The organism is Cellulomonas marina, from assembly GCF_900111925.1.
Classification (GTDB): Bacteria; Actinomycetota; Actinomycetes; order Actinomycetales; family Cellulomonadaceae; genus Cellulomonas; species Cellulomonas marina.
This window is the reverse complement of the sequence record NZ_FOKA01000019.1, coordinates 44,688-65,483: the sequence shown is the minus strand read 5'-3', so window position 1 is coordinate 65,483 and position 20,796 is coordinate 44,688. Positions and strand designations below refer to the sequence as shown.

At 76.0% G+C, this 20,796-nt stretch carries 20 protein-coding genes and 1 rRNA gene; 9 read left to right on the top strand and 12 right to left on the bottom strand.

Translation table 11 applies throughout. The features are described 5' to 3' along the window. The first annotated feature begins 168 nt into the window (after window positions 1–168). Window positions 169–285, top strand: a 5S ribosomal RNA gene (gene rrf / locus BM048_RS16215). Between the two features lie 136 nt (window positions 286–421). Here rrf and BM048_RS16210 read toward each other — a convergent pair. The 4 genes from BM048_RS16210 to BM048_RS16195 all read right to left on the bottom strand — a co-directional run bounded on the left by BM048_RS16210 (window position 422) and on the right by BM048_RS16195 (window position 4,498). Continuing rightward, window positions 422–1,258, bottom strand: coding sequence for an alpha/beta fold hydrolase (locus BM048_RS16210; protein ID WP_090034660.1), 837 nt, complete (start codon window positions 1,256–1,258; stop codon window positions 422–424). A 205-nt stretch (window positions 1,259–1,463) separates the two neighbouring features. Beyond that, window positions 1,464–2,216 (bottom strand): DUF4190 domain-containing protein, encoded by a 753-nt coding sequence (locus BM048_RS16205; protein WP_090034658.1) that lies wholly within the window; start codon window positions 2,214–2,216, stop codon window positions 1,464–1,466. 192 nt (window positions 2,217–2,408) lie between these two features. Continuing rightward, window positions 2,409–3,341, bottom strand: a complete 933-nt coding sequence (locus tag BM048_RS16200; RefSeq protein WP_090034655.1) for a TPM domain-containing protein — start codon at window positions 3,339–3,341, stop codon at window positions 2,409–2,411. Further along, a complete protein-coding gene (locus BM048_RS16195; RefSeq protein WP_239079070.1) occupies window positions 3,338–4,498 on the bottom strand; it encodes an NAD-dependent epimerase/dehydratase family protein in 1,161 nt (386 codons plus the stop codon). Before BM048_RS16195 ends, BM048_RS16200 begins: the two co-directional genes overlap by 4 nt. On the opposite strand from BM048_RS16195, the gene BM048_RS17975 reads away from it, so the two are divergent. The 3 genes from BM048_RS17975 to BM048_RS16180 all read left to right on the top strand — a co-directional run bounded on the left by BM048_RS17975 (window position 4,497) and on the right by BM048_RS16180 (window position 6,374). Next, window positions 4,497–4,640 carry an antitoxin gene (locus tag BM048_RS17975; protein WP_139224506.1) on the top strand — a complete coding sequence of 48 codons (144 nt, stop codon included), beginning with the start codon at window positions 4,497–4,499 and terminating at the stop codon, window positions 4,638–4,640. The two genes, BM048_RS16195 and BM048_RS17975, sit on opposite strands and share 2 nt — an antisense overlap. A gap of 103 nt (window positions 4,641–4,743) precedes the next feature. Further along, a complete protein-coding gene (locus BM048_RS16185; RefSeq protein WP_203709004.1) occupies window positions 4,744–5,652 on the top strand; it encodes a DUF72 domain-containing protein in 909 nt (302 codons plus the stop codon). Window positions 5,653–5,693: 41 nt separating this feature from the next. After that, entirely contained in the window at window positions 5,694–6,374 is a 681-nt protein-coding gene (locus BM048_RS16180; RefSeq protein ID WP_090034650.1) for an SDR family oxidoreductase, read from the top strand. A gap of 2 nt (window positions 6,375–6,376) precedes the next feature. Here BM048_RS16180 and BM048_RS16175 read toward each other — a convergent pair whose 3' ends face one another. The 4 genes from BM048_RS16175 to BM048_RS18985 all read right to left on the bottom strand — a co-directional run bounded on the left by BM048_RS16175 (window position 6,377) and on the right by BM048_RS18985 (window position 9,168). Then, complete coding sequence (locus BM048_RS16175) at window positions 6,377–7,102, bottom strand: hypothetical protein (protein WP_090034647.1); 726 nt, start codon at window positions 7,100–7,102, stop codon at window positions 6,377–6,379. Beyond that, the gene (locus tag BM048_RS16170; RefSeq protein ID WP_090034644.1) at window positions 7,099–8,055 is read right to left on the bottom strand and encodes an ATP-binding cassette domain-containing protein; all 957 of its coding nucleotides are present in this window, start codon (window positions 8,053–8,055) and stop codon (window positions 7,099–7,101) included. The genes BM048_RS16175 and BM048_RS16170 overlap by 4 nt, the downstream gene beginning before the upstream one ends. Beyond that, complete coding sequence (locus BM048_RS16165; protein WP_090034643.1) at window positions 8,052–8,426, bottom strand: GntR family transcriptional regulator; 375 nt, start codon at window positions 8,424–8,426, stop codon at window positions 8,052–8,054. Before BM048_RS16165 ends, BM048_RS16170 begins: the two co-directional genes overlap by 4 nt. Before the next feature lie 103 nt (window positions 8,427–8,529). Beyond that, window positions 8,530–9,168, bottom strand: a complete 639-nt coding sequence (locus BM048_RS18985) for a hypothetical protein (protein WP_090034640.1) — start codon at window positions 9,166–9,168, stop codon at window positions 8,530–8,532. 242 nt (window positions 9,169–9,410) lie between these two features. Between BM048_RS18985 and BM048_RS16155 the strand changes: the two genes are divergently transcribed. Further along, window positions 9,411–10,544 carry a hypothetical protein gene (locus BM048_RS16155; protein ID WP_090034639.1) on the top strand — a complete coding sequence of 378 codons (1,134 nt, stop codon included), beginning with the start codon at window positions 9,411–9,413 and terminating at the stop codon, window positions 10,542–10,544. A 157-nt stretch (window positions 10,545–10,701) separates the two neighbouring features. Here the strand turns inward: BM048_RS16155 and BM048_RS16150 are convergent, their stop codons facing one another. Beyond that, window positions 10,702–11,667 (bottom strand): methyl-accepting chemotaxis protein, encoded by a 966-nt coding sequence (locus BM048_RS16150; protein ID WP_090034636.1) that lies wholly within the window; start codon window positions 11,665–11,667, stop codon window positions 10,702–10,704. Window positions 11,668–11,674: 7 nt separating this feature from the next. Beyond that, window positions 11,675–12,217, bottom strand: coding sequence for a PAS domain-containing protein (locus BM048_RS16145; RefSeq protein WP_090034633.1), 543 nt, complete (start codon window positions 12,215–12,217; stop codon window positions 11,675–11,677). Between the two features lie 150 nt (window positions 12,218–12,367). On the opposite strand from BM048_RS16145, the gene BM048_RS16140 reads away from it, so the two are divergent. From BM048_RS16140 to pntB, 4 genes are all read left to right on the top strand, one after another. Beyond that, window positions 12,368–12,820: a hypothetical protein gene (locus BM048_RS16140; RefSeq protein WP_090034631.1), complete on the top strand. Its 453-nt coding sequence runs from the start codon at window positions 12,368–12,370 to the stop codon at window positions 12,818–12,820. Window positions 12,821–12,961: 141 nt separating this feature from the next. Continuing rightward, window positions 12,962–14,305, top strand: coding sequence for a hemolysin family protein (locus BM048_RS16135; protein ID WP_090034629.1), 1,344 nt, complete (start codon window positions 12,962–12,964; stop codon window positions 14,303–14,305). A 219-nt stretch (window positions 14,306–14,524) separates the two neighbouring features. Next, window positions 14,525–16,147, top strand: coding sequence for a Re/Si-specific NAD(P)(+) transhydrogenase subunit alpha (locus BM048_RS16130; RefSeq protein WP_090034626.1), 1,623 nt, complete (start codon window positions 14,525–14,527; stop codon window positions 16,145–16,147). Beyond that, entirely contained in the window at window positions 16,147–17,565 is a 1,419-nt protein-coding gene (gene pntB / locus BM048_RS16125) for a Re/Si-specific NAD(P)(+) transhydrogenase subunit beta (RefSeq protein WP_090034624.1), read from the top strand. The genes BM048_RS16130 and pntB overlap by 1 nt, the downstream gene beginning before the upstream one ends. Window positions 17,566–17,610: 45 nt before the next feature. On the opposite strand, the gene BM048_RS16120 is transcribed toward pntB, so the two are convergent. Then, window positions 17,611–18,801 (bottom strand): substrate-binding domain-containing protein, encoded by a 1,191-nt coding sequence (locus BM048_RS16120; RefSeq protein WP_090034622.1) that lies wholly within the window; start codon window positions 18,799–18,801, stop codon window positions 17,611–17,613. Continuing rightward, window positions 18,798–20,753, bottom strand: coding sequence for a heparinase II/III family protein (locus tag BM048_RS16115; RefSeq protein ID WP_090034620.1), 1,956 nt, complete (start codon window positions 20,751–20,753; stop codon window positions 18,798–18,800). The genes BM048_RS16120 and BM048_RS16115 overlap by 4 nt, the downstream gene beginning before the upstream one ends. Between the last annotated feature and the right edge of the window lie 43 nt (window positions 20,754–20,796).

Genomic DNA, 20,796 nt, shown 5'->3' with positions numbered 1-20,796 from the left:
TGTGGAAGGCAGGACCAACGACTGCCGCAGCTGACCGGTACTAATCAGCCGACAGCTTGCTCACACCATTCACTGCTACGCGTCCACTGTGCGGTTCCCGAACCACGACCCACCCCCACCCGCCACCACCACGTGGCCGGGTGCGCGGGGTGCCAGGTTCGACCCCGTTACGGCGGTCATAGCGGTGGGGAAACGCCCGGTCCCATTCCGAACCCGGAAGCTAAGCCCACCAGCGCCGATGGTACTGCACCCGCCAGGGTGTGGGAGAGTAGGACGCCGCCGGACAACCATTACCACGAAAGGCCACCCCGACACGGGGTGGCCTTTCGTCGTTCACGGGCTCTCTTCCACCAGGGCAGGGGAATCGGCCGTCCGTGCCTCCGTGCCGTCCGGCCGCGCTCGACGACGGTGGACCGGCGGCTCAGCTCGCGAGGAACGAGAGCAGCACCTCGTTGACCTCACGGGTGTGCGTGGTGAGGAGGCCGTGCGGGGCGCCGTCGATCTCCACGTACCGGGCCGAGGGCAGGGCGGCGGCGAACCGGCGGCCCGTGGCGTCGATCGGCAGGATGGCGTCGGCGGTGCCGTGGACGATGAGCGCGGGGACGTCGACCCGCGGGATGTCGGCCCGGAAGTCAGTCGGCCACGTCAGCGGCGCGGCGGCGGAGGCGACGGCGCCGGAGCCGGCCGCGACGTCCCACGCGTGGCGGACCTGCTCCTCGCTGATGCGCGAGCCGAGGTTCTCGTCCAGGTTGAAGAAGCCCCGGTAGAACTCGGTGAAGTACGCGTAGCGGTCCTTTCTGACGGCTGCCGCGATGTCCTCGAAGAACGAGAGGGGCGCGGCGCCGTCGGGGTTGTCCTCGGTGATCTCCAGGTACGGCTCCAGGGAGGCGAGGAACGCGGCCTTGGCGACCCGTCCGGACCCGTACCGGGAGAGGTAGCGGGCCACCTCGCCGGTACCCATGGAGAACCCGACGAGGACGACGTCCCGCAGGTCGAGGGTCTCGAGCAGGGTGTGCAGGTCGGCGGCGAAGGTGTCGTAGTCGTACCCGACCGAGGGCTGGCTGCTGCGGCCGAAGCCGCGCCGGTCGTAGGTGACGACGCGGTAGCCGGCCTCGAGGAGGGCGGCGGTCTGGCCCTCCCACGAGTTCCCGTCGAGCGGGAACCCGTGGATGAGCAGGACCGGCTGACCGGTGCCCTTGTCCTCGTAGTGCAGCTCGATGTCGAGCGAGTTCTCGGTGCCGACCGTGATGCGGCCCATGGTGCGCTCCTCCCGTCCGGACGGAGGACGTCTCTCCTCCGTCGTCAGGGTCACGGTGGAGATCGTCCGCCGAGCACGCAAGGGGTCGTCGGTGACGACGGGGTGAACGTGGGCCGCGGGTGGGCGGCAGCCGTGGTGGTCGGCGCGACGACTACGGCCCGCGCAGGGGACGCCCGGCGCGGGCCGCTGCGGTGCGTCGGGAACGTCACTCCTGGGTGTACGCCGCGTAGAGGCCGCCGTCCGTGTCGATGGTGAGCTCGGTGAGCACCGGGGTCGTCGTGCCGTCGCTCCACGTGGCGGTGCCCCGGCAGGACAGGACGAGGGCCTCCTCGCCGTCGGTCGGCAGGGTGAGGGCGGTGCGGTGGTCCTCCACGACGACGGCCTCGGTGACGGCGAGCAGCGTCGGATCGCCGGCGGCCGCCTCCGTGGCGGAGACGCCGACGGCCTCGTCGCCCAGGGTCGCGCAGTCGTAGGACGCGGCGGCGCCGACGGAGAGGTCCTCCGCGAAGGACTCCAGGTCGCCCTCGTCGACGCTCGCGCCCAGGGCGACGAGGACGACCCACATCGCCGCCGCCACGACGAGGCCGATCGCGCCGGTGACGATGCCGGCGATGGCCATGCCCCGGCCGGTCGTCGGAGGGACGAGCCGGCGCAGGGCGACCAGGCCGAGCACGACGGCGGCGAGACCGAGGCCGACGGAGCCGAGGTTCAGCACGGGGACGAGGCAGCCGAGGAGTGCGAGCAGCCCGACGACGAGGGCGGTGACGGCGGTGCCGCTCCGCGGCGCAGGTCGGGATCCGCCCTGCCACCCCGACGTCGCGGCGCCGGGCGCCGCGGACGGGAACGCGCCGGGGGCTGCGGTCGGGAAGGCGCCGGGCGCTGCGGACGGGCCGGTGCCGGAGGGCAGCGCCCCGGACGAGTCGGCGGGGGCGGGCGGGACGGGGGCGTGCGTGGACATGCTGGCTCCTGGAGGTGGGTCCGGTTCGACCGGCGGTCGTGCGACCGCCACGGCCCCACCGTGCCGCGCAGCACCCCGGCCCCACGTCGGGGGTGCTCCCCGTCGGCACCCCTACGACCACCCCGATCTCACGGGTGACGCCGCCTCACGCCCGGCGTCCCCGCGCGACGGCGGGACGACGCCGGCCGGCGGTCAGTACCCGCCGGACGCGCCGCCGCCGCTGAAGCCGCCGCCGCCGCCGAACGAGGACCCGCCGCCCGACGACGACCCCTGGCTGCCGCCCGACCACAGCGCGGGGTTGGCGACGTACAGCGGGAGCCACGCGCCGGGGTTGGACACCGCGTCGGAGCCGCGACGGTGGTACCGGTAGCGGCGGTAGGCGGCGCGCTGCTCGTCGGTCAGGTCGAAGCCGGGGTCCTGCTCGCGGGCGGCGGCGATCTCCCCGTCGGCGAGCCGGTGCCGACGACGGCGGTCGCCCACCAGCCACGCCACCAGCCCGCCGACCAGCAGCCCGGCGCCCCCGATCCAGGCCCCCAGGACGGCCCAGTTCGTCGGCTCCGACGCAGGAGCGGGCGGCGTCCCCCCCTCGGCGTACGTGTAGACCGCCACGACGGCAGCGGTGAGCCCCTCGGCGTAGCGCTCGTCGCCGAAGGCGGGGGCGAGCACGTCCTCGACGACGGTCGCGGCCTCGTCGTCGTCGAAGCGGTCGCGCACCCCGTCCGCGACCTCGACGCGCAGCTCGCGGTCGTCGGTCGCGGCGACGACGAGCACGCCGTTGTCGGCGCCCTCGTCCCCGACGCCCCAGCGCGTGGCGACCTCGCGGGCGTAGTCCTCGAGGTCGCCGTCGGCGGAGGGCACGAGCAGCACGGCGACCCGGGCGGCGTCCGTGCGCGCGTTCTCGGCGTCCACGAGCTCGGACACCGCGCGCTCCTCGTCGGCGGTGAGGACCTCGGACACGTCGAGCACCGCACCCGCCGCGGGCGGGGCGGGGACGTCGGTGCCCTCCTCCGACGAGCACGCGGTGAGCGCCGCCAGGACGACGGCGGACGCGAGCAGGGTGCGGTGCCGCCGCGCGCCCGGGGAGCGGTCGGCGCCGACGGTCGGGAGGACGTCGCGCCGGGTCACGGCCGACGCCCCGTGGCCGCGTGCGGGTCCGTGTCGACCATGCCGTGCCCGAGGACCCCGGGCGGGCCCTCGTACGCCACGACGCGGTCGGCGAAGACCTCGGCGTCGTCGCGCGGCTCGTACCCGAGGGCGCGGGCGCTCGTGAGGTCCCACCAGGCACGGGTGTTGGCGGAGATGCCGTAGGCGACGACCTGGCCACCCCCCGCGGCACCACCTGCGGCACCGCCCGTCGCGCCGCCTGCCGCACCCACCGCCGCACCCACCGGGCCGGTGAGCGCGGCGTGCACCAGCCGCACGGCGTCGGCGGGGCTCAGCCAGATGCCGAGGTCGAACGTGGTGCCCGGGCCGTCGGTGCACAGGCCGATGCGCAGGGACACGACCGCCAGGCCGTAGCGGTCGGCGTACAGGCTGCCCAGCGCCTCGACGGCCACCTTCGAGACCCCGTAGTAGGAGTCGGGGCGTGGCGCCGCGTCGACGGGTGCCTGCGCATCGGTCGGGTAGAAGCCGACGGCGTGGTTGGAGCTCGCGAGCACGACGCGGCGCACGCCGCACCGCCGGGCCGACTCCAGCACGCGGTAGGTGCCGTCGATGTTCGCGCGCCGCACGCGCGTCCACGTGTCCTCCGTCGGGATCCCGGCCAGGTGCACCACGGCGTCGGCACCGGTCATCGCCCCGTCGAGGGCGTCGCGGCACTCCTCGTCCGACAGGTCCGCGGTGTACGCAATCTCGTCCTCGCGCAGCTCGTCGGGCGCCGTGACGTCGAGCAGCCGCAGCCGCCAGCCCCGCGCCGCGAGGCCGCCGTCGGCCCGCCGCAGGTACGTCCCGATCCGCCCGGCTCCGCCCGTCACGACGACGGTCCGGACCCGTCCGTCGGCCGATCCGTCAGCCCGGTCGTCGGCCCGCCCGTCCGCACGGACGTCCCGTCGCCCGTCGTCCTGCCCCGCCTGCTCCACCGCTGCCTCCCCGCTCGGTGGTCCCAGCATGGCGAGCCGCGCGCGCGTGTGCAGGTCGTGCCGCGGGTCGTGGGCACCCTGTGCGCCGACGTGCGGGCGGCCGTCGCCTGACGAACACTGGCGGGGCACGACGAGCGCTGCCGGACCGGCGGCGCGCGGGCGCCGCGGCACCCGCAACCGGAGCGAGCAGAGGGAGTCCGTCATGGGCATCGACGACATCACCGAGAAGGCCAGCGACGCCGGGATCGACAAGGCCGGCGACGCCGTGGACCAGAAGACCGGCGGCGGGCACAGCGAGAAGATCGAGACGACGGAGAAGACCGTCGACGAGAAGATCGGCGGCTGACGCCAGCCTGCACGACGCCTCCGACGGCCGGTCGCCCCCCGTGGGCGGCCGGCCGTCGTCGTGCGCCCGGGCGGCGCCGGCGTCCGCACGCCAGGCTGGGCGCGTGGCGGTGCACGTGGGGATCTCGGGGTGGCGGTACGCGCCGTGGCGCGGGGTGTTCTACCCGCGCGGCCTGCCGCAGCGGCTCGAGCTCGCGCACGCGGCGAGCCGGCTGGGCTCGGTGGAGATCAACGGCTCGTTCTACGCGCTGCAGCGGCCCGACTCGTACCGGGCGTGGCGCGCGCAGACGCCCGAGGGCTTCGTGTTCTCGGTCAAGGGGCCCCGCTTCGTCACGCACATGAAGAAGCTGGCGGACGTCGCGACGCCGCTGGCCAACTTCTTCGCCTCCGGGGTGCTGGCGCTGGGCGACCGCCTGGGCCCGGTGCTCTGGCAGCTCCCGCCCACCCTCGGCTACGACGAGGCGCGGCTGGCGGCCTTCTTCGACCTGCTGCCGCGCTCGACGACCGCGGCTGCGGCGCTCGCGGAGCGGCACGACGAGCGCCTCGACGGACGGGCGCTGACCGTCACCGACGCCGACCGGCCCGTCCGGCACGCGCTCGAGGTCCGGCACGGCACCTTCGTCACGCCGGCGTTCGTCGAGCTGCTGCGCCGGCACGACGTCGCGCTCGTCGTCGCCGACACCGCCGGCCGCTGGCCGCACCTGGAGGACCTCACCTCGGACCACGTGTACGTCCGGCTGCACGGCAGCAGCGAGCTGTACGTGTCGGGCTACGACGACGAGGCGGTGGACGCCTGGGCGGCGAAGGTGCGGGCCTGGTCGACGGGCACGCCGCCGCCGGACGGGCCGCGGGTGGCGCCGCCCGCCGCCGATCAGCCGCGGGACGTGCACGTCTACTTCGACAACGACGTGAAGGTGCGCGCACCCGTCGACGCCATGGCGCTCGCCGCCCGGCTGGGGGTCGGGCCGCCGGCGGTCCCCGCAGCGGGTGCGGTCGCGGGGCCGGACGCCTAGCGTCGACGTGCTCGATGCGTCCGCAGCCCCCCGGAGGTCCCATGTCCACGGTCGTCGTCGTCGGAGCCGCCGGGAAGATCGGCCGGCACCTCGTCCGGCTGCTGCTCGCCCGCGGCGACGTCCCGCGAGGCGTGGTCCGCACGGCGGAGCAGGTGGCCGAGCTCGAGGCGGCGGGTGCGGAGGCGGTGCTGTTCGACGTGGAGGCGGGGGACGCCGCGTCGCTGGCTGCCTCGCTGACGGGCGTCGACGCCGTGGTCTTCGCGGCGGGTGCCGGCCCGGGGTCGGGCCCCGAGCGCAAGCAGACCGTCGACCTGGGCGGGTCCGTGCTGCTGGCCGACGCGGCGACGGCCGCCGGCGTGCGGCGCTACGTGCAGATCTCCGCCGCGGGCATCGAGACGCCGGCCGGCCCCGACGCCGACCCCTCCTGGGCGGCGTACGTCGACGCCAAGGCCCGGGCCGACGAGCACCTGCGCGGCACCGACCTCGACTGGACGATCCTGCGCCCGGGGCCGCTCGGCGACGGGCCCGGCAGCGGTCGCGTGACGTTGACGACCGAGCCGGGCGGCGGCCACGTCGAGCGGGAGGACGTCGCCGCGCTCGTCCTGGCCTGCCTCGACGAGGCCTCGTCGATCGGCTGCCAGTGGTACGTCACGGGCGGCGAGGGCGAGCCCGTCGACGGCGCCGTGCAGGACGCCGCCCGCGCGGCGGCCGCCGAGGGCTGACGTCAGGCGGGGGCGCGGCGCAGGACGAGCCACGCGCCGGCGCCGGCGAGCACGCCGACGAGCGCCAGCAGCGTCGACAGCACCAGGGGCCCGAGCGAGCCGAACCAGGCGAAGAGCCCGGCCCAGCCGTCCACCCGCCCGACGGCCCACAGCCCCACGACGACCAGCAGCGCGGTCGCGGCCAGGAGCGTGACGATCCCGGTCGCCCGCCAGCGCAGGTACGCGGCGGCGAAGGGCAGGGTGAGCCCGGCGGCGAACACCATGGGCAGCGCGTACACCACGGGCAGCTGCCACGCGGGCACCTCGGTGAACCAGGCGACGCGGAAGAACCGGCCGCCGAGGCCGAAGCCGTCGGTGAGCGCCTCCAGCCCGTGGAGCGCCGTCAGCGCCAGGCTGCTGACCGCGGCGTAGGCCAGCAGCATCAGCGCGGTGCCGCCCAGGAACGACCGTCGGGTCACGCCCATGCCGACGAGGTAGGGGAAGCCCCGGCTCACCAGCACGGCGACCATCGCCATCGAGTAGCCGTACAGGCTGCTGATGCCGCCGGTGCCGCCCTCGGCCGCACCCTCGACGAGGACCCAGACGAGCAGGTTGATGACGAGGGCGCTCCCGAGGACCACCCAGGGCAGGACGAGGACGTTGACGGCGTCCATCGCCTGCACGCGGGCGACGGTCAGCGCGCGGTGGGCGGGCAGCCGCACGGGGGCGGTGGCGAGGGTGGCGCTCATCGCAGGACCTCCTGGAGGGGACGGGCCGGTTCGGCGGCGGTGGTCAGCCCGACGACGACCTGCTGCAGGGACACGGGCGCGAGGTCCACGCCCAGCCTGTCGGCACGGGCGCGCTCCTCCCGGGTGGCGCGGGTCGCCACGGTGGCGCGGGCGGTCCCGCCCAGCACCTCCCGCCGCAGCAGGCGCCGGCCGCCGGTGAAGGCGTCGACGGCCGCGGACGGCCCCGTGACCTCCACCGCGCTGCCGCGCACCTCGTCGGCGTCCGCGTCGAGGACGACGCGGCCGTGGTCGACGACGACGACCCGCTCGAGCAGGTGGTCGACCTCGTCGATGAGGTGCGTCGAGAGCACCACCGTGCGCGGCTCGAGCGCGACCTCCTCGAGCAGCGCGTCGTAGAACAGCTGCCGGGCCACGGCGTCGAGGCCGAGGTAGGGCTCGTCGAACAGCGTGACCTCCGCGCGTGCGGCCAGCCCGACGACGACGCCGAGCGCCGAGGTCATGCCGCGCGACAGCTTCTTCACCGGCCGCCGGGTCGGCAGCGCGAACCGGTCCACCAGCTCGGCGGCGCGGTCGTCGTCCCACCGCGGGAACAGCAGGGACGCGGCGCGCAGGACGTGGTGCACGCGGAAGCTCTCCGGGTAGACCTGCGACTCCTTGACGAAGCAGAACCGGCCGGCCAGGCGCGGGTTCTCGAACGGGTCCTCCCCGAGCAGCCGGGCCGTGCCGGCCGTCGGGCGGTCGAGACCGGTGAGGAGCCGTAGGAGGGTCGTCTTGCCGGCGCCGTTGCGGCCCAGCAGGCCGTGGACGCGCCCCGCCTCGAGCGCGAGCGTGGCGCCCTCGAGCGCCGTGGTGGCGCCGTAGCTGCGCGTCAGCCCGGACGTCGCGATCGCGACGTCGGTGCTCGCTCCGGTGCGGGTGCCGGTGCTCGGGCCGGTGCTCGGGCCGGTGCTCATCGGACCGCCCCCGCCCCGCGCGTGGCGTCGACCACCAGACGCGCGACCTCGTCGGGCGCGAGGCCCAGCCGGCCCGCCTCCCGCACGAGCGGCGCGACGAACTCGTCGACGAACGCGGCCCGCCGCTGCTCCTGCAGCCGCGCCCGCGCCCCCTCGGACACGAACATCCCGATCCCCCTCCTCTTGTGGAGCACCCCGGTCGCGACGAGCTCGGCCATCCCCTTGGCCACGGTGGCCGGGTTGATGCGGAGGAAGGCCGACAGCTCGGTGGTCGACGGCACCTGGCTCCCCTCGGGGAGCGTGCCGTCGAGGACGTCGCCGGCGATGCGCTCGGCGACCTGCACGAAGATCGGGCGGCTGTCGTCGAGCACGCGGCGCCCTCCTGGTTCAGTGGTTCGTTACTCCACTAATGAACCAGTGAGCAGGAGAGGGTGTCAAGAGGTGACGGTGCGGGAAGCGGGAGCCCCGCGGGCGTCAGCGGTAGCCGACGAAGAGCGCGCCGGAGGCGTCGATCGACAGCGTGGTCGTCAGGGCGGAGGTCGCGCCGTCGCTCCAGACGCCGGTGCCGCTGCAGACGAGGACGACCGAGCGACCGTCCGCGGCGGGCACGGCGTAGTCCGCGCGGTGGTCGGTGGTCGCCGTGCTGCCCGTGACCGCGGTGAGGGTGCGTCCGTCGGTGGCCTGCTCGGCCGACAGGGCCACGGCGCGCGCCTCGATGGCGGCGCAGTCGACGTCGGTGAGGGGACGGAACGTGGCGGGGTCGGGGTTGGTCGGGGAGTCGGCGGTGACGCCGGCGGTGGCGTCGTCCGTGCTGTCGTCCGTGCTCTCGCCCGTGCTGTCGTCCGTGCTCTCGCCCGTGCTGTCGTCCGTGCTCTCGCCCGTGCTGTCGTCCGTGCTGCCGTCCGTGCCGGCGGGGGCGCTGCCGTCCGTCGCGCCGCCGCCGGCCTCTCCTGTCGCAGGGGCTGGCGTGGTCCCGGTCGCGGAGGTGCGCCAGGGCGCCTCGTCGCCGAGCACGACGACCGTGCCCACGACGAGCACGGCGCCGAGTGCCGCGCCGGTCAGGAGCCCGGCGACCGTCCGGCGTCGGTCGGGACGGGGGCGGGGCTCGGTCATGGGTCTCCAGCGGCGGTGGTGGCGTGGCGTCGGGTGGCCGTCCTGATCCTCCGCCGCGGACGGGCCCCGACACAGGTCGTGGGCCCCTTTTCACCCGGCCCTCCGCCGTCCGACCGGCGGCTCGACCTGCCCGGGCACCGTGGCAGGGACGTACGTCCCGTCACCCGTGCACGGGACCGCGCGATCGTACGGGGGCCGAGAGACGGCACCCGCTCGGGGACCCCCACACCTGAGGAACGACCATGACCCGCCCGACCGACCACCTCCGCCCGACGACCGGCCCCACGGCCCACCGCACCGCCGGCCGCCGGGTCCGCCGCACGCTCGGCGCCACGGCGCTGCTCGTCGCGCTGACCGCCCTGCCCGCCTCCGCCCACGAGCGCTGGTTCTCCGAGAACCAGCCCGGCGGCGAGTGGTCGTTCTTCCTGCGCCCGCTGCCGCTGGCGCTGACGGCGCTCGTGGTCGTCGTGGCGCTCGCGTGGCGGTGGGCGGCGCGGCTGCTGCCCCGCCCCGAGCTGCGGGTCCTGGCGCCGGTCGGCCGGCTGACGCCCTACGTGCCGCGGCTGCTGGCCGTGCACCTCGGCGTCTCGCTGCTCGCGTTCGCGGTGACGGGCAGGTTCCTGGCGCCCTCGACGCACCTCGACGACGTGCCCGGCGGGGCGTTCGCCGGCGTCGTCGAGGCGGCCATCGGCATCTGGCTCATCTCCGGCGTCCGGCTGCGCGCCGCCGCGCTGCTCGTCGCCCTCCTCGGCCCGGCCACCGCCGTCACCTCGGGGCCGGTGGCGCTGCTCGAGGCGGCCGACGTCGTCGGGATCGCCGCGTTCCTCGCGGTCCTGCCGCCGTCCGACGCCGCCTTCGGCCGGGTCGAGGCCGACGCGCGCCGCGAGCGGTGGGCCCTGCTGCTCCTGCGGCTGGGCGTCGCGACGGCGCTGGTCACCCTGGCGTTCTCGGAGAAGTTCACGAACCCCGCGCTGGCCCGCGAGACGCTCGAGCAGTTCCCCCAGCTCGACGTCTTCGCCCTCGTCGGCCTGCAGGTGCCGGTCGACGTGTTCATCGTGGTCGCGGGCACGGTCGAGCTGCTCTTCGGGGCGCTGGTCCTGTCCGGCGCGATCCCGCAGGTCGCGGTGCTCGTCGCCATGGTGCCGTTCAACGCGACGCTGCTGCTGTTCGGCACGACCGAGGCGATCGGGCACCTGCCGGTCTACGGCGTGTTCCTCACGCTGCTGGCCTACGGCTCCGACCCGCGCACCGCGGCCGCCGTGCCGTGGCTGCCGGCGCCGGCCGACCTGCGGGCCGCCCTCTCGTCCGGTGCGGCCGGCCTGCGCGGCCTGCGGCCGGCCACGGCGGCCCGCGCCCTCGTCGGCGCCACCCGCTGAGGCGCCCTGCCGAGACGGACCTGCGCGCGCAGCACGACGACCGCCGCCCGGCACCTCGCGAGGTGCCGGGCGGCGGTCGTCGTCGTGCGGGGTCGGGACAGGGTCGGGACAGGGCCGGTGCAGCTCGGTGCAGCTCTCTGCAGCTCGGTGCGGAGTCTCACCCGCGCCGCATGGCGTGGAGCACGTCCAGCGCCTCCGTGCGCAGCACCTCGGCCATCTGCGCGAGGCCCTGGCCCTGCGCGTGGTCGCCGGCGCCGGACTGCCCGGAGTCCACGGCCTCGGCGATCGCCGCGACCATGCGGTCCATCTCGTCCATCGTCTGGCCGAGGTGCTCGATCGTCGACGTCATGCCCGCGACCGCGGACTGCAGCGACCTCACCTGCGCGGTGATGCGCTCCGTGGAGGTGCCGGTGCTGTCCGCGAGGGACTTGACCTCCTGCGCGACGACCGCGAAGCCGCGCCCGTCCTCCCCGGCGCGCGCGGCCTCGATCGTCGCGTTGAGCGCGAGGAGCCGGGTCTGCGACGCGATGCGCGCGATGAGGTCGACGACGGCCCCGATCTCGCGCGCCGTGCCGTCGAGCTGCCCGACCGCCGCGAGGGTGCCGCTGGCCTCGGCCACCGCGTTGCCGGCGTTGCCCGCCAGGCTCGCCGCCGACGCGCTCATCTCCACCGCTGCGGCGGCGAGCTGCTCGGCCAGCGCCATGACCGTGCCCTCGAAGGCGTCGGCCGTGGCGAGCCGCTCGGCGGCGGCCGCGTCGATGGCCGCCTGGCTCTCGGCCATGCGCCGGCGGGCGGCGTTGATCGTCGTCGCCCCGTGCTTGAAGGCCCCGGTCATGCCGGTCGGCAGGAACTCCCGGTAGTACCGGCCCTCCGACGCGGCCGCCAGCGAGGCGCCGGCCTCCCGGGTGAAGGCGTCGGTGCGGTCGAGGAGGCGGTTGACCGCCTGCCGCGTCTCGCACAGGCCGGCGACGTCCTCCATGCCGTCGACGTGCGCGACGCGCACCTCGAGGTCGCCGAGCGCGGCGGCCTGCATGACGCGCCGGATCTCGGCCACGACCGCGGCGGTCGCGTCCTCGGCGGCGCGGGCCGTGCTGCCGGCCCGGGGGCGCAGCGTCCTGGTCATCGTGCCCTCACCATCCCTGCGAGCCCGCGAGGGCCCACACCATCTCGTCGTAGTCCTGCCCGGCGGTGGACAGGTGCGTGTCCAGCGCGGCCCGGCCCGCGACGACGGCGTCGCGTGCCGCCCCCTGCTGCCGCTCCGCGGCGACGAGCGCCCGGTACAGCGGCTGCACGTGGTCGAGCGCCGCGCGCGTGGGCACCCGGCGGTTCGAGTGGTAGCCGACGACCGTGCCGGCCGGCGAGAGCGACGGCGTCACGTGCGCGAGGACCCAGTAGTGGGCGCCGTCGGCGGCGAGGTTCACCACGTAGGCGAAGATCTCCTGCCCGGCGACGATGCGCTCCCAGAGCAGCCCGAACACCGCGCGCGGCATGTCGGGGTGCCGGATGAGGTTGTGCGGCTTGCCGATCGCCTCGTCCTCGCGCAGCGCCGAGACGCGCAGGAACACGTCGTTGGCGTACGTGAGCCGACCCTGCAGGTCGGTCTTGGTGACGATGATCCCACCGGGGTCGAAGGTGCGCTCGACCCCGGTGGGTCGCACGGCTGCTGCGTGCATGGGTCCTCCCCTGGACATGCGGAACCACCCCCCTCATCGGCAGCGGGGGACGTCCCCTGAACGGCCGAGCGCCGTCGGACGGCGTCCTCGGGCGGGCGCGCCGGGACCGCGCACCGCCCCCCGGGCGGCCGGCGGTGCCAGGATGTGGCCATGACCAGCGCGTCCACGGGTCCGGCCACGGGCTCGACCACCGGCCCGGCCCCCGCCCCCGTCACCAACAAGGCGTACGGCGCCCTCGTCGGCATCGCCTCCCTCGGGATCCTGCTGCAGGGCCTGTGGGCGGGGCTGTTCATGGCGGCCTGGGGCGGCGGCGGGCAGTCCGCGGACACGTGGGAGTTCGTCCACGCCCGCGGGGCGGACGTCACGCTGCTGGTCTCGGTCGCCGCGCTCGTGCTCGCGGTGACGAAGCTCAAGGCCCGCCGCGACCTCGTCGTCGGGACCGTCGTGCTCGTCGCCCTCCTCGTGCTGGAGTACGTGCTCGGGTCGCTCATGGCGGACGCCGGCGCGGCCTCGCTGACCGCCGTGCACGTGCCCCTGGCGATGCTGCTCATGGCGGTCGCCGTGTGGCTGCCGCTGCGGCACCGCCCGCGCCCGGTGCGCTGACGCGAGGAGGGGTCGCGCCCCTCGGGGAACCCGCGGAGGGCGTCCGGCGTTGTGCCCGGGCGTGAGCGATCCCTCTGCGAGTCCCGGCCACCCCCCGTCCCGCCGCGCGCCCGGTGCGCGTGCCACGGGGGGTGGGCACTGATGGACTCCGGCACCCTGACCAACCTCGGGCTGGTCCTCGTCTTCATCGTCGTCGGCGGCGTCTTCGCCGGCACGGAGCTCGCGCTCGTCTCCCTGCGGGAGAGCCAGCTGCGCCAGCTCGAGCGCGACGGCGGCCGCGGCGCCAAGGTCGCGGCGGTGGCCCGCGACCCCAACCGCTTCCTCGCCGCGGTGCAGATCGGCGTGACCGTCGCCGGGTTCTTCTCCGCGGCCTACGGCGCCTCGACGCTGGCGCCCGACCTCGCACCGGTCCTCGTCGGGCTCGGCCTGCCCGAGGGGCTCGCGCAGACGGTCGCGCTGGTCGCGCTGACGCTCGTCGTCGCGTTCCTGTCCCTCGTGCTCGGCGAGCTCGTGCCCAAGCGCATCGCGCTGCAGCGGTCGGCCGCCGTCGCGCGGCTGGTCGGGCCCCCGCTGGACCGGTTCGCGCAGGCCATGCGGCCGGTGATCTGGCTGCTGTCGGTGTCCACCGACGCCGTCGTGCGGCTCTTCGGCGGGGACCCCTCCGCGCGCTCGGAGGAGATGACGAACGAGGAGCTGCGGGACCTCGTCGTCACCCACCGGGACCTGCCGGAGGCGGAGCGGCGCATCGTCGCCGACGTGTTCGACGCCTCGGACCGGTCGGTCAAGGAGGTCATGCGCCCGCGCGGCGAGGTCGCGTTCCTCGCCGCCGACCTGCCCGTCACGACCGCGCGCGAGCAGGTGGCGGCCCTGCCGTACTCGCGCTACCCCGTGACCGGGGAGGACTTCGACGACGTGCTGGGCTTCCTGCACGTGCGGGACCTGCTCGTGCCCTCGCCCGCCGGCGCGACCGTGCGCGACCTCGTCCGGCCGGTCCTCGCGGCCCCGTCGACGAACCGGGTGCTGACGACGATGGCCACCATGCGCCGCGAGGGCGTGCACCTCGCCGTCGTCGTCGACGAGTACGGCGGCACCGACGGCATCGTCACGCTCGAGGACCTCGTCGAGGAGCTCGTCGGGGAGATCCGCGACGAGTACGACGCCGAGGCCTCGCCCGTGTCCCGCACGACGGGGTCGGTGGACGCCGGCATCACCATCGAGGAGCTGGCCGAGCGCACGGGCGTCGTCGTGCCCGAGGGTCCGTACGAGACCGCGGCGGGGTACGTGCTGTGGCGGCTCGGACGGCTGGCGCGGGTCGGGGACGTCGTGCCCGCCGGCGACGAGGACGCCGCGCGGCTCGAGGTCGTGGCGGTCGACCGGCGCCGCATCACGCGCCTGCGGGTGGTGGCGCCGACGAACGCGGCGGGGCTGGTCGGGACGGCGGAGGCGGGGACGAACGCGCAGCCGAGCGCGCAGCCCACCGGGTAGCCGCCGCGTAGCCGACCGCCTGGCCGACCGCCTGGCCGACCGCCTAGCCGATCGTGTAGCCGACCGGGCGGGGGCACGGGCAGGACCGACGTCATGTCCCGTGTCCCCGGTCGGTGGGACGCTCTTCCTGCGGGGGGTCGCCGCCCGCTAGAGTGCGGCAAGCGCTTTCCAACCGGCGCGGCGCGGGAGCCGCCGCCGGCTCGACGACGAGGAGCAGGCATGAGGATCGGCGTCCCACGGGAGTCACGACCCGGAGAACGGCTCGTCAGCGCCACCCCGCGCACGGTGGCGCAGCTGGTGGCGCTGGGGTACGAGGTGGTCGTGGAGCGCGGTGCGGGCGCCGGGGCGACGCACCCCGACGAGGCGTACGCGGCCGCCGGTGCGCGCGTGGCGGACGTCGACGCGGTGCTCGGCGCTGACGTGGTGACGACCGTCGGGGTGCCGTCGGAGGACCGGCTGGCGGCCCTGCGTCCGGGGACCACGCTCGTGTCGATGCTGGCACCGGCGGCGCGGCCCGCGCTCGTCGAGCGGCTGGCCGCGCAGGGCGTCACGGCGCTGGCGCTGGACGCCGTGCCGCGCATCTCCCGGGCGCAGGCGCTGGACGTGCTCTCGACGATGTCGAACGTCGCCGGGTACCGCGCGGTCATCGAGGCGGCGGCCGAGTACGGCGGCATGTTCACCGGCCAGGTCACCGCCGCCGGGAAGACGGCCCCGGCCACCGTGTTCGTCATCGGGGCCGGTGTCGCGGGCCTCGCCGCGATCGGCGCGGCGGGCAGCCTGGGCGCGCAGGTGCGGGCCTTCGACGTCCGGCCCGAGGTGGGCGAGCAGATCGAGTCGATGGGGGCGACGTTCGTCCAGGCGCGGGCGGCCCAGCAGGCCGTCTCCGCGGACGGGTACGCGGCGGCGCTGACCGCGGAGCAGGAGGCGCTGACCGCGGCGATGTACGCGGAGGAGAGCGCCCGGGCGGACGTCGTCATCACGACGGCGCTGGTGCGCGGCACGGCCCCGACGACGATCACCGCGGAGATGGTCGCGGCCATGCGGCCCGGGTCCGTCGTCGTCGACCTGGCGGCGTCGGGCGGCGGCAACTGCGAGCTCACCGTCCCCGGGGAGCGGTACGTCTCGGAGAACGGCGTCGTCGTCCTCGGGTACACCGACCTGACGAGCCGGATGCCGGCGCACACCTCGCAGCTGGTCGGCACCAACGTCGTCAACCTGCTCAAGCTCCTCACGCCCGGCAAGGACGGCGTGCTGGTGCTCGACCTGGAGGACCCGGTGCTGCGCGGCATGACGGTCGCGCACGGCGGGGAGGTGCTGTGGCCGCCGCCGCCGGTGCAGGTGTCGGCGGCGCCGGTGACCGCCTCGGCGACGAGCGCGGTGGCGGGTGCGGCGACGAGCGCGGCGACGAGCGCGGTGGCGGGTGCGGCGCCCGGGGTGACGCCGACCGCCGACCCGGCCGTCGACCCTTCCGCGCGGGCGGCGCGCGAGGCGGCGGCCGGGCGTCGCCGGGCGGTGCTGGCCGGGCTCGCGGCCGTGCTCGTCGCGCTGGCCGTCGCCGTGTCGCCGCCGGCCTTCGCCGGGTACCTGACCGTGTTCGTGCTCGCCGTGATCGTCGGGTACTACGTCATCTCGCACGTGTCGCACTCGTTGCACACGCCGCTCATGGCCCAGACGAACGCCGTCTCGGGGATCATCCTCGTCGGCGCGCTGCTGCAGCTGGGGTCCGACTCGTGGGTCGTCACGTCGCTGGCGTTCGTCGCCGCCGCGGTGGCCTCCATCAACATCGTCGGCGGCTTCCTCGTCGCCTACCGCATGCTCGGCATGTTCCGGAAGGAGGCGTGATGACGCTCTCGTCCCTCGCCCAGGGCCTGTACCTCGTCGCCGCCGTGTGCTTCGTCCTGTCGCTCGCGGGGCTCTCGCAGCAGGCGACGGCCCGCCGCGGCAACCTGCTCGGGATGGCCGGGATGGCCCTCGCGCTCGTCGCCACCGTCGCGCTCGCGGTGGACGTGTCCGAGCGCCCCGTCCCGGTGACGCTGCTGCTCATCGCGTTGGTGTTCGCCGTGGGGGCCGTCGTCGGCACCTGGCGCGCGCGCACCGTGGAGATGACGCAGATGCCCGAGCTGATCGCGGTGCTGCACTCGTTCGTCGGCGCGGCGGCCGTGCTCGTCGGGATCAACTCCTACCTGACGGAGGAGGCCGACGTGGTCCACCTCGTCGAGGTGGGCCTCGGCGTGCTCATCGGTGCGGTCACGCTCACGGGGTCCGTGGTGGCCTACCTCAAGCTCGCCGCGCGGATCAGGAGCGCGCCGCTGACCCTGCCCGGGCGCAACCTGCTCAACGCCGGCGCGCTCGTCGTGTGCGCCGTGCTCGTCGGGTGGTTCGTCGCCGCGCCGTCGCTGGTGCCGCTGCTGCTGCTGACCGTGGTCGCGCTGGCCCTGGGGTGGCACCTCGTCGCATCGATCGGCGGCGGCGACATGCCGGTCGTCGTGTCGATGCTCAACTCGTACTCGGGGTGGGCCGCGGCGGCCGCCGGCTTCATGCTCGGCAACAACCTGCTCATCATCACCGGCGCCCTCGTCGGGTCCTCCGGCGCGATCCTGTCCTACCTCATGTGCACGGCCATGAACCGCTCCTTCGTCTCCGTCATCCTCGGCGGGTACGGCGTGGAGGCCGGGACCGCGGCCTCGGGCGACGAGGAGGTCGGCGAGCACCGCGAGGTCACGGCGGCCGAGGTCGCCCGGATGCTCGTCGGGGCGCGGAGCGTGGTCATCACGCCGGGCTACGGCATGGCGGTCGCGAAGGCGCAGTACCCGGTCGCGGAGCTCGTCAGCCGGCTGCGGGCGCAGGGCGTCGGGGTGCGGTTCGGCGTGCACCCCGTCGCGGGCCGCCTGCCCGGTCACATGAACGTGCTGCTGGCCGAGGCGAAGGTGCCCTACGACCTCGTCCTGGAGATGGACGAGATCAACGACGACCTCGCGAGCACCGACGTCGTGCTGGTCATCGGCGCCAACGACACCGTCAACCCGGCCGCCGAGGACCCGGGCTCGCCCATCGCCGGCATGCCGGTGCTCGAGGTGTGGAAGGCCAAGCAGGTGGTCGTGTTCAAGCGCTCCATGGCCACGGGCTACGCCGGCGTGCAGAACCCGCTGTTCTTCCGGCAGAACACGGCGATGCTCTTCGGCGACGCGAAGCAGCGGGTGGAGGACATCGTCGCGGCGGTCCCGGCCGCCACGGGGACGCCCGTGAGCGCGTCCGCCTGACCGCGGGCGGCGCTCGGGGACGAGCGCGTCGGCGGCGCCGCCGGGTCAGAGGGCCGGCGGCGCCGTGGAGGCACGCACCCGCAGCGAGGGGCTGACGAGCACGCGGTGCACGGGCCGGCCGGGGTCGGCCAGGCGGGCCGCCAGCAGCGCGACCGCGGCCCGCCCCACCGACCGGCGGGGCGGCCGGACGGCGGTGAGGGCGGGGCTGAAGAGGCCGGCGACCTCGTCGTCGTAGGCCACGACCGACAGGTCCCCGGGCACGGACAGCCCGCGCTGCTCGCAGCGCTGCACGAGCGCGATCGCCTCGGGGTCCGAGTGCACGAGCAGGCCTGTCGCGCCCCCGCCGCCGGCGCACCGGTCGACGAGCGCGTCGACCGCGTCCTCCCAGCCCGGTGCCTCGTGCGGGGGAAGGGGCAGCGCGAGGTCGTCGTCGCACGGCAGGCCCAGGTCCTCGCACGCCTCCCGCCAGCCGGCGAGCACGTGCCGGGTCGTCGGGCTCGTCCGGCTGGCGGCGACGAGGACGCGGCGGTGACCCAGGCCGGCGAGGTGCCGGACGGCCATCGCGGCGCCGAGCCGGTGGTCCGACACGACGGACTCCGCCGCCTCGTGGTGCGGACCGAGGGCGGCCGAGCGCTCGAGCAGCACGACGGGCACGGGAGACCGTGCCAGCCAGTCGAGGGTCGCGGCGGCGCCCGGGCCGTCGAGCGTCGGCGCCACGAGCAGCCCCCGCACGCCGGGCTGCGTCGCGAGGCGCTCGAGCTGGGGGCTCTCGTCGTCGCCCGCGTAGGAGGAGCCGCGCAGGACGATGCGCAGGCCGCGCGAGCGGGCCTCCTCCTCCGCGCCGCGGACGACCCCCGGCCAGTAGTAGTCGAGCGACGGCACGAGCATGCCGAGCGCGCCGGTGGGGGTGGCGGGGGTCGCGGTGTCCACGTCGCCGGGCGCGGAGGCGTCGGGCGCGTGGTCCGGTGACGTGCCGGCCGGTGAGGAGCCGGTCGGAGCCGCGCCGGTCGTCGTCGGGGTCGGCAGCACGCCGGGCAGCAGCGTGGCGCCTCCGTGCACGCGCTGCACCAGCCCCTCGGCGGCGAGCTGGCCGATGTCGCGGCGCAGCGTGATGGCGGTGACGCCGAGCTCGTCGACGAGGTCGGCGATGCGGACCGTTCCGCGCGTGGCCAGGGCCTCCAGGAGCTGGGCCCGCCGGGTCACCGGCAGGACGCGCCGGGTGTCGGTGACGCTCATGCCGGGACCTCCAGGTGCAGCGTGAACGAGCCCGACGCGGCCGGCTCCACCAGCGTCAGCGACAGGCGCCGCAGCCGGTCCCCCCACACGTCGACGAGCAGCGGGTCGTCCAGGGGCCGGTCCTCGACGTCCGGGTGCGCGGCGGCCGCGTCCCAGGTGAGGACGATAGCGGCGCCGGCCAGCCCGACGAGCTCCGCACGGCCCGGCCCGAGCGCGGCCACCTCGCCCGCCACCACCCAGTGCAGGCGGGTCGGCCCGGCGGCGCCGGTGGCAGCGGCCAGGTCGCTCCACTCCTCCCGCACGGTCACGGCCCCGGTGGCGCGGTCGAGGCGCGCGGTGCGCCGCCAGGTGCCGACCCCCGCGGCCGGCGGGTAGGCGGCGGCGAGGTCGAGGGACAGCTCGGCCACCCTGTCGTCGAGCCGGGCGCGGACGTCCCGGGCGGCGTGCTGCGCGCCGTGGCCCTGCTCGTGGCCGCGCACCACCGGCACGTCGTGCCAGCCGGACTGCATCGGCCACAGCGTGTACCGGTCGGGGCCGAAGGTGACGGCCGTGTAGGTGGGACGCCCGGGGTCGACGAGGACCGGCACGCCCCCCAGCGCCACGACCACGCTGCCGACGTCGTCGTGGTTGTGGTGCTCCCCGTTGTGGCCGCCCTTGACGGCCAGGACGACGCGGCTGTCGTCGGCGGCCGGCCGCGCGAGCAGCACCTGCGTCGACGGCAACCACACGTCCCGGACCAGCGGGGACGCGCCGGGCACCGCCCCGCACCACGCCGGGTCGGTCACGGCGCGCAGCAGCCGGCCGAGGCCGGGGACCTCGTCGGCGGCCGGGGCGCCCGGGCGGCGGTGGGCGGCGGCGTGCGCGACGGCCTCCGGGACGCCGAGCCGGCGCCCCCACCGGTGCAGCACCTGCCAGGGCAGGTCGTCGCCGGGGCGGGCGGGTCCGTCGGCGAGGTTGAGGTACCAGGGCCCGCCGAGGTGCATCCGGTGCGGGAACGCCACGACCTCCGCGAGCGGGGGGATCCCCGCGGGGTCCAGGGCGCCGCCCGTCGCGTGCTCGACGACCTCCAGGAGCTCCAGGAGCCGCGCGGCGCCGTTCCACCAGTAGCCGAAGCCCTCGTCGACCGCGCCGTCGGCGGGCAGGGAGGCGGCGTACCGGTCCACGTCGACGAGGGCCGCGGCGACGACCTCGGCGCGCACGTGCTCGTCGTCCTCGAGCACGAGCGCCGCGGTGACGACGTCGCCGAGGATCCACGGGTTCCAGTTGTGCACGTCCCCGTCGAGGCCCAGCCAGTGCCAGTCGCGCCGGGTCCGGTACGGCGTCAGGACCCGCGCGCGCACCTCGTGCCGCACGCGGGCGAGCAGACCGGGCGTCCGCGCCTCGAGCTCGGGACCGAGCAGGTGCACCGTCCACGCGAGCTGGGCCGCGACCTCGCCGGCCCCGAGGTCGAGGAAGGGGTCGGTCACGGTCGGCAGGAACGCGCCGTGGCGCGCCCGGGTGTCGTCGTGGGCCGGCCAGCACCACGAGCTCTGCTCGCAGAGCCCGACCGTGCCGTCGACGACCTCGTCGAGCCAGGCGTCGTCGAGCGTGACGGCGGCCGCGACGACGGCGCGCGTCAGCCGGCGCTGCCGCTCGAAGACCGCCGCCTCGTAGCCCACGCGGTCCCCGTCGCGCGCGTACCGGGCGAAGCCGGACGCGGTGGGTTGCGGCCACGGGGTGCCGCGCTCGCGGGTCGCGCGGTCGACGACGGCCCGCAGGGTCGCGCCGTCGGCGGCGGGTGCTGCGGCGGGTGCTGCGGCGTCGGCCCCGGCGCCCCACACGTCGCGGCGTGCGGCCGGAAGCAGGGGGAGCGCGTCCGCCGGCGGCCGGAGCGCGACCCGCAGGGCCGCCGGCCCGGCGGCCGCGCCCCAGGTGCGCAGGAGGGGGCCCGGTGCGTCGGTCGTGGCGGTCATGGCTCCTCGTCGAGCGTCGGGCGGTACGAGCCGCCGGGCCTGC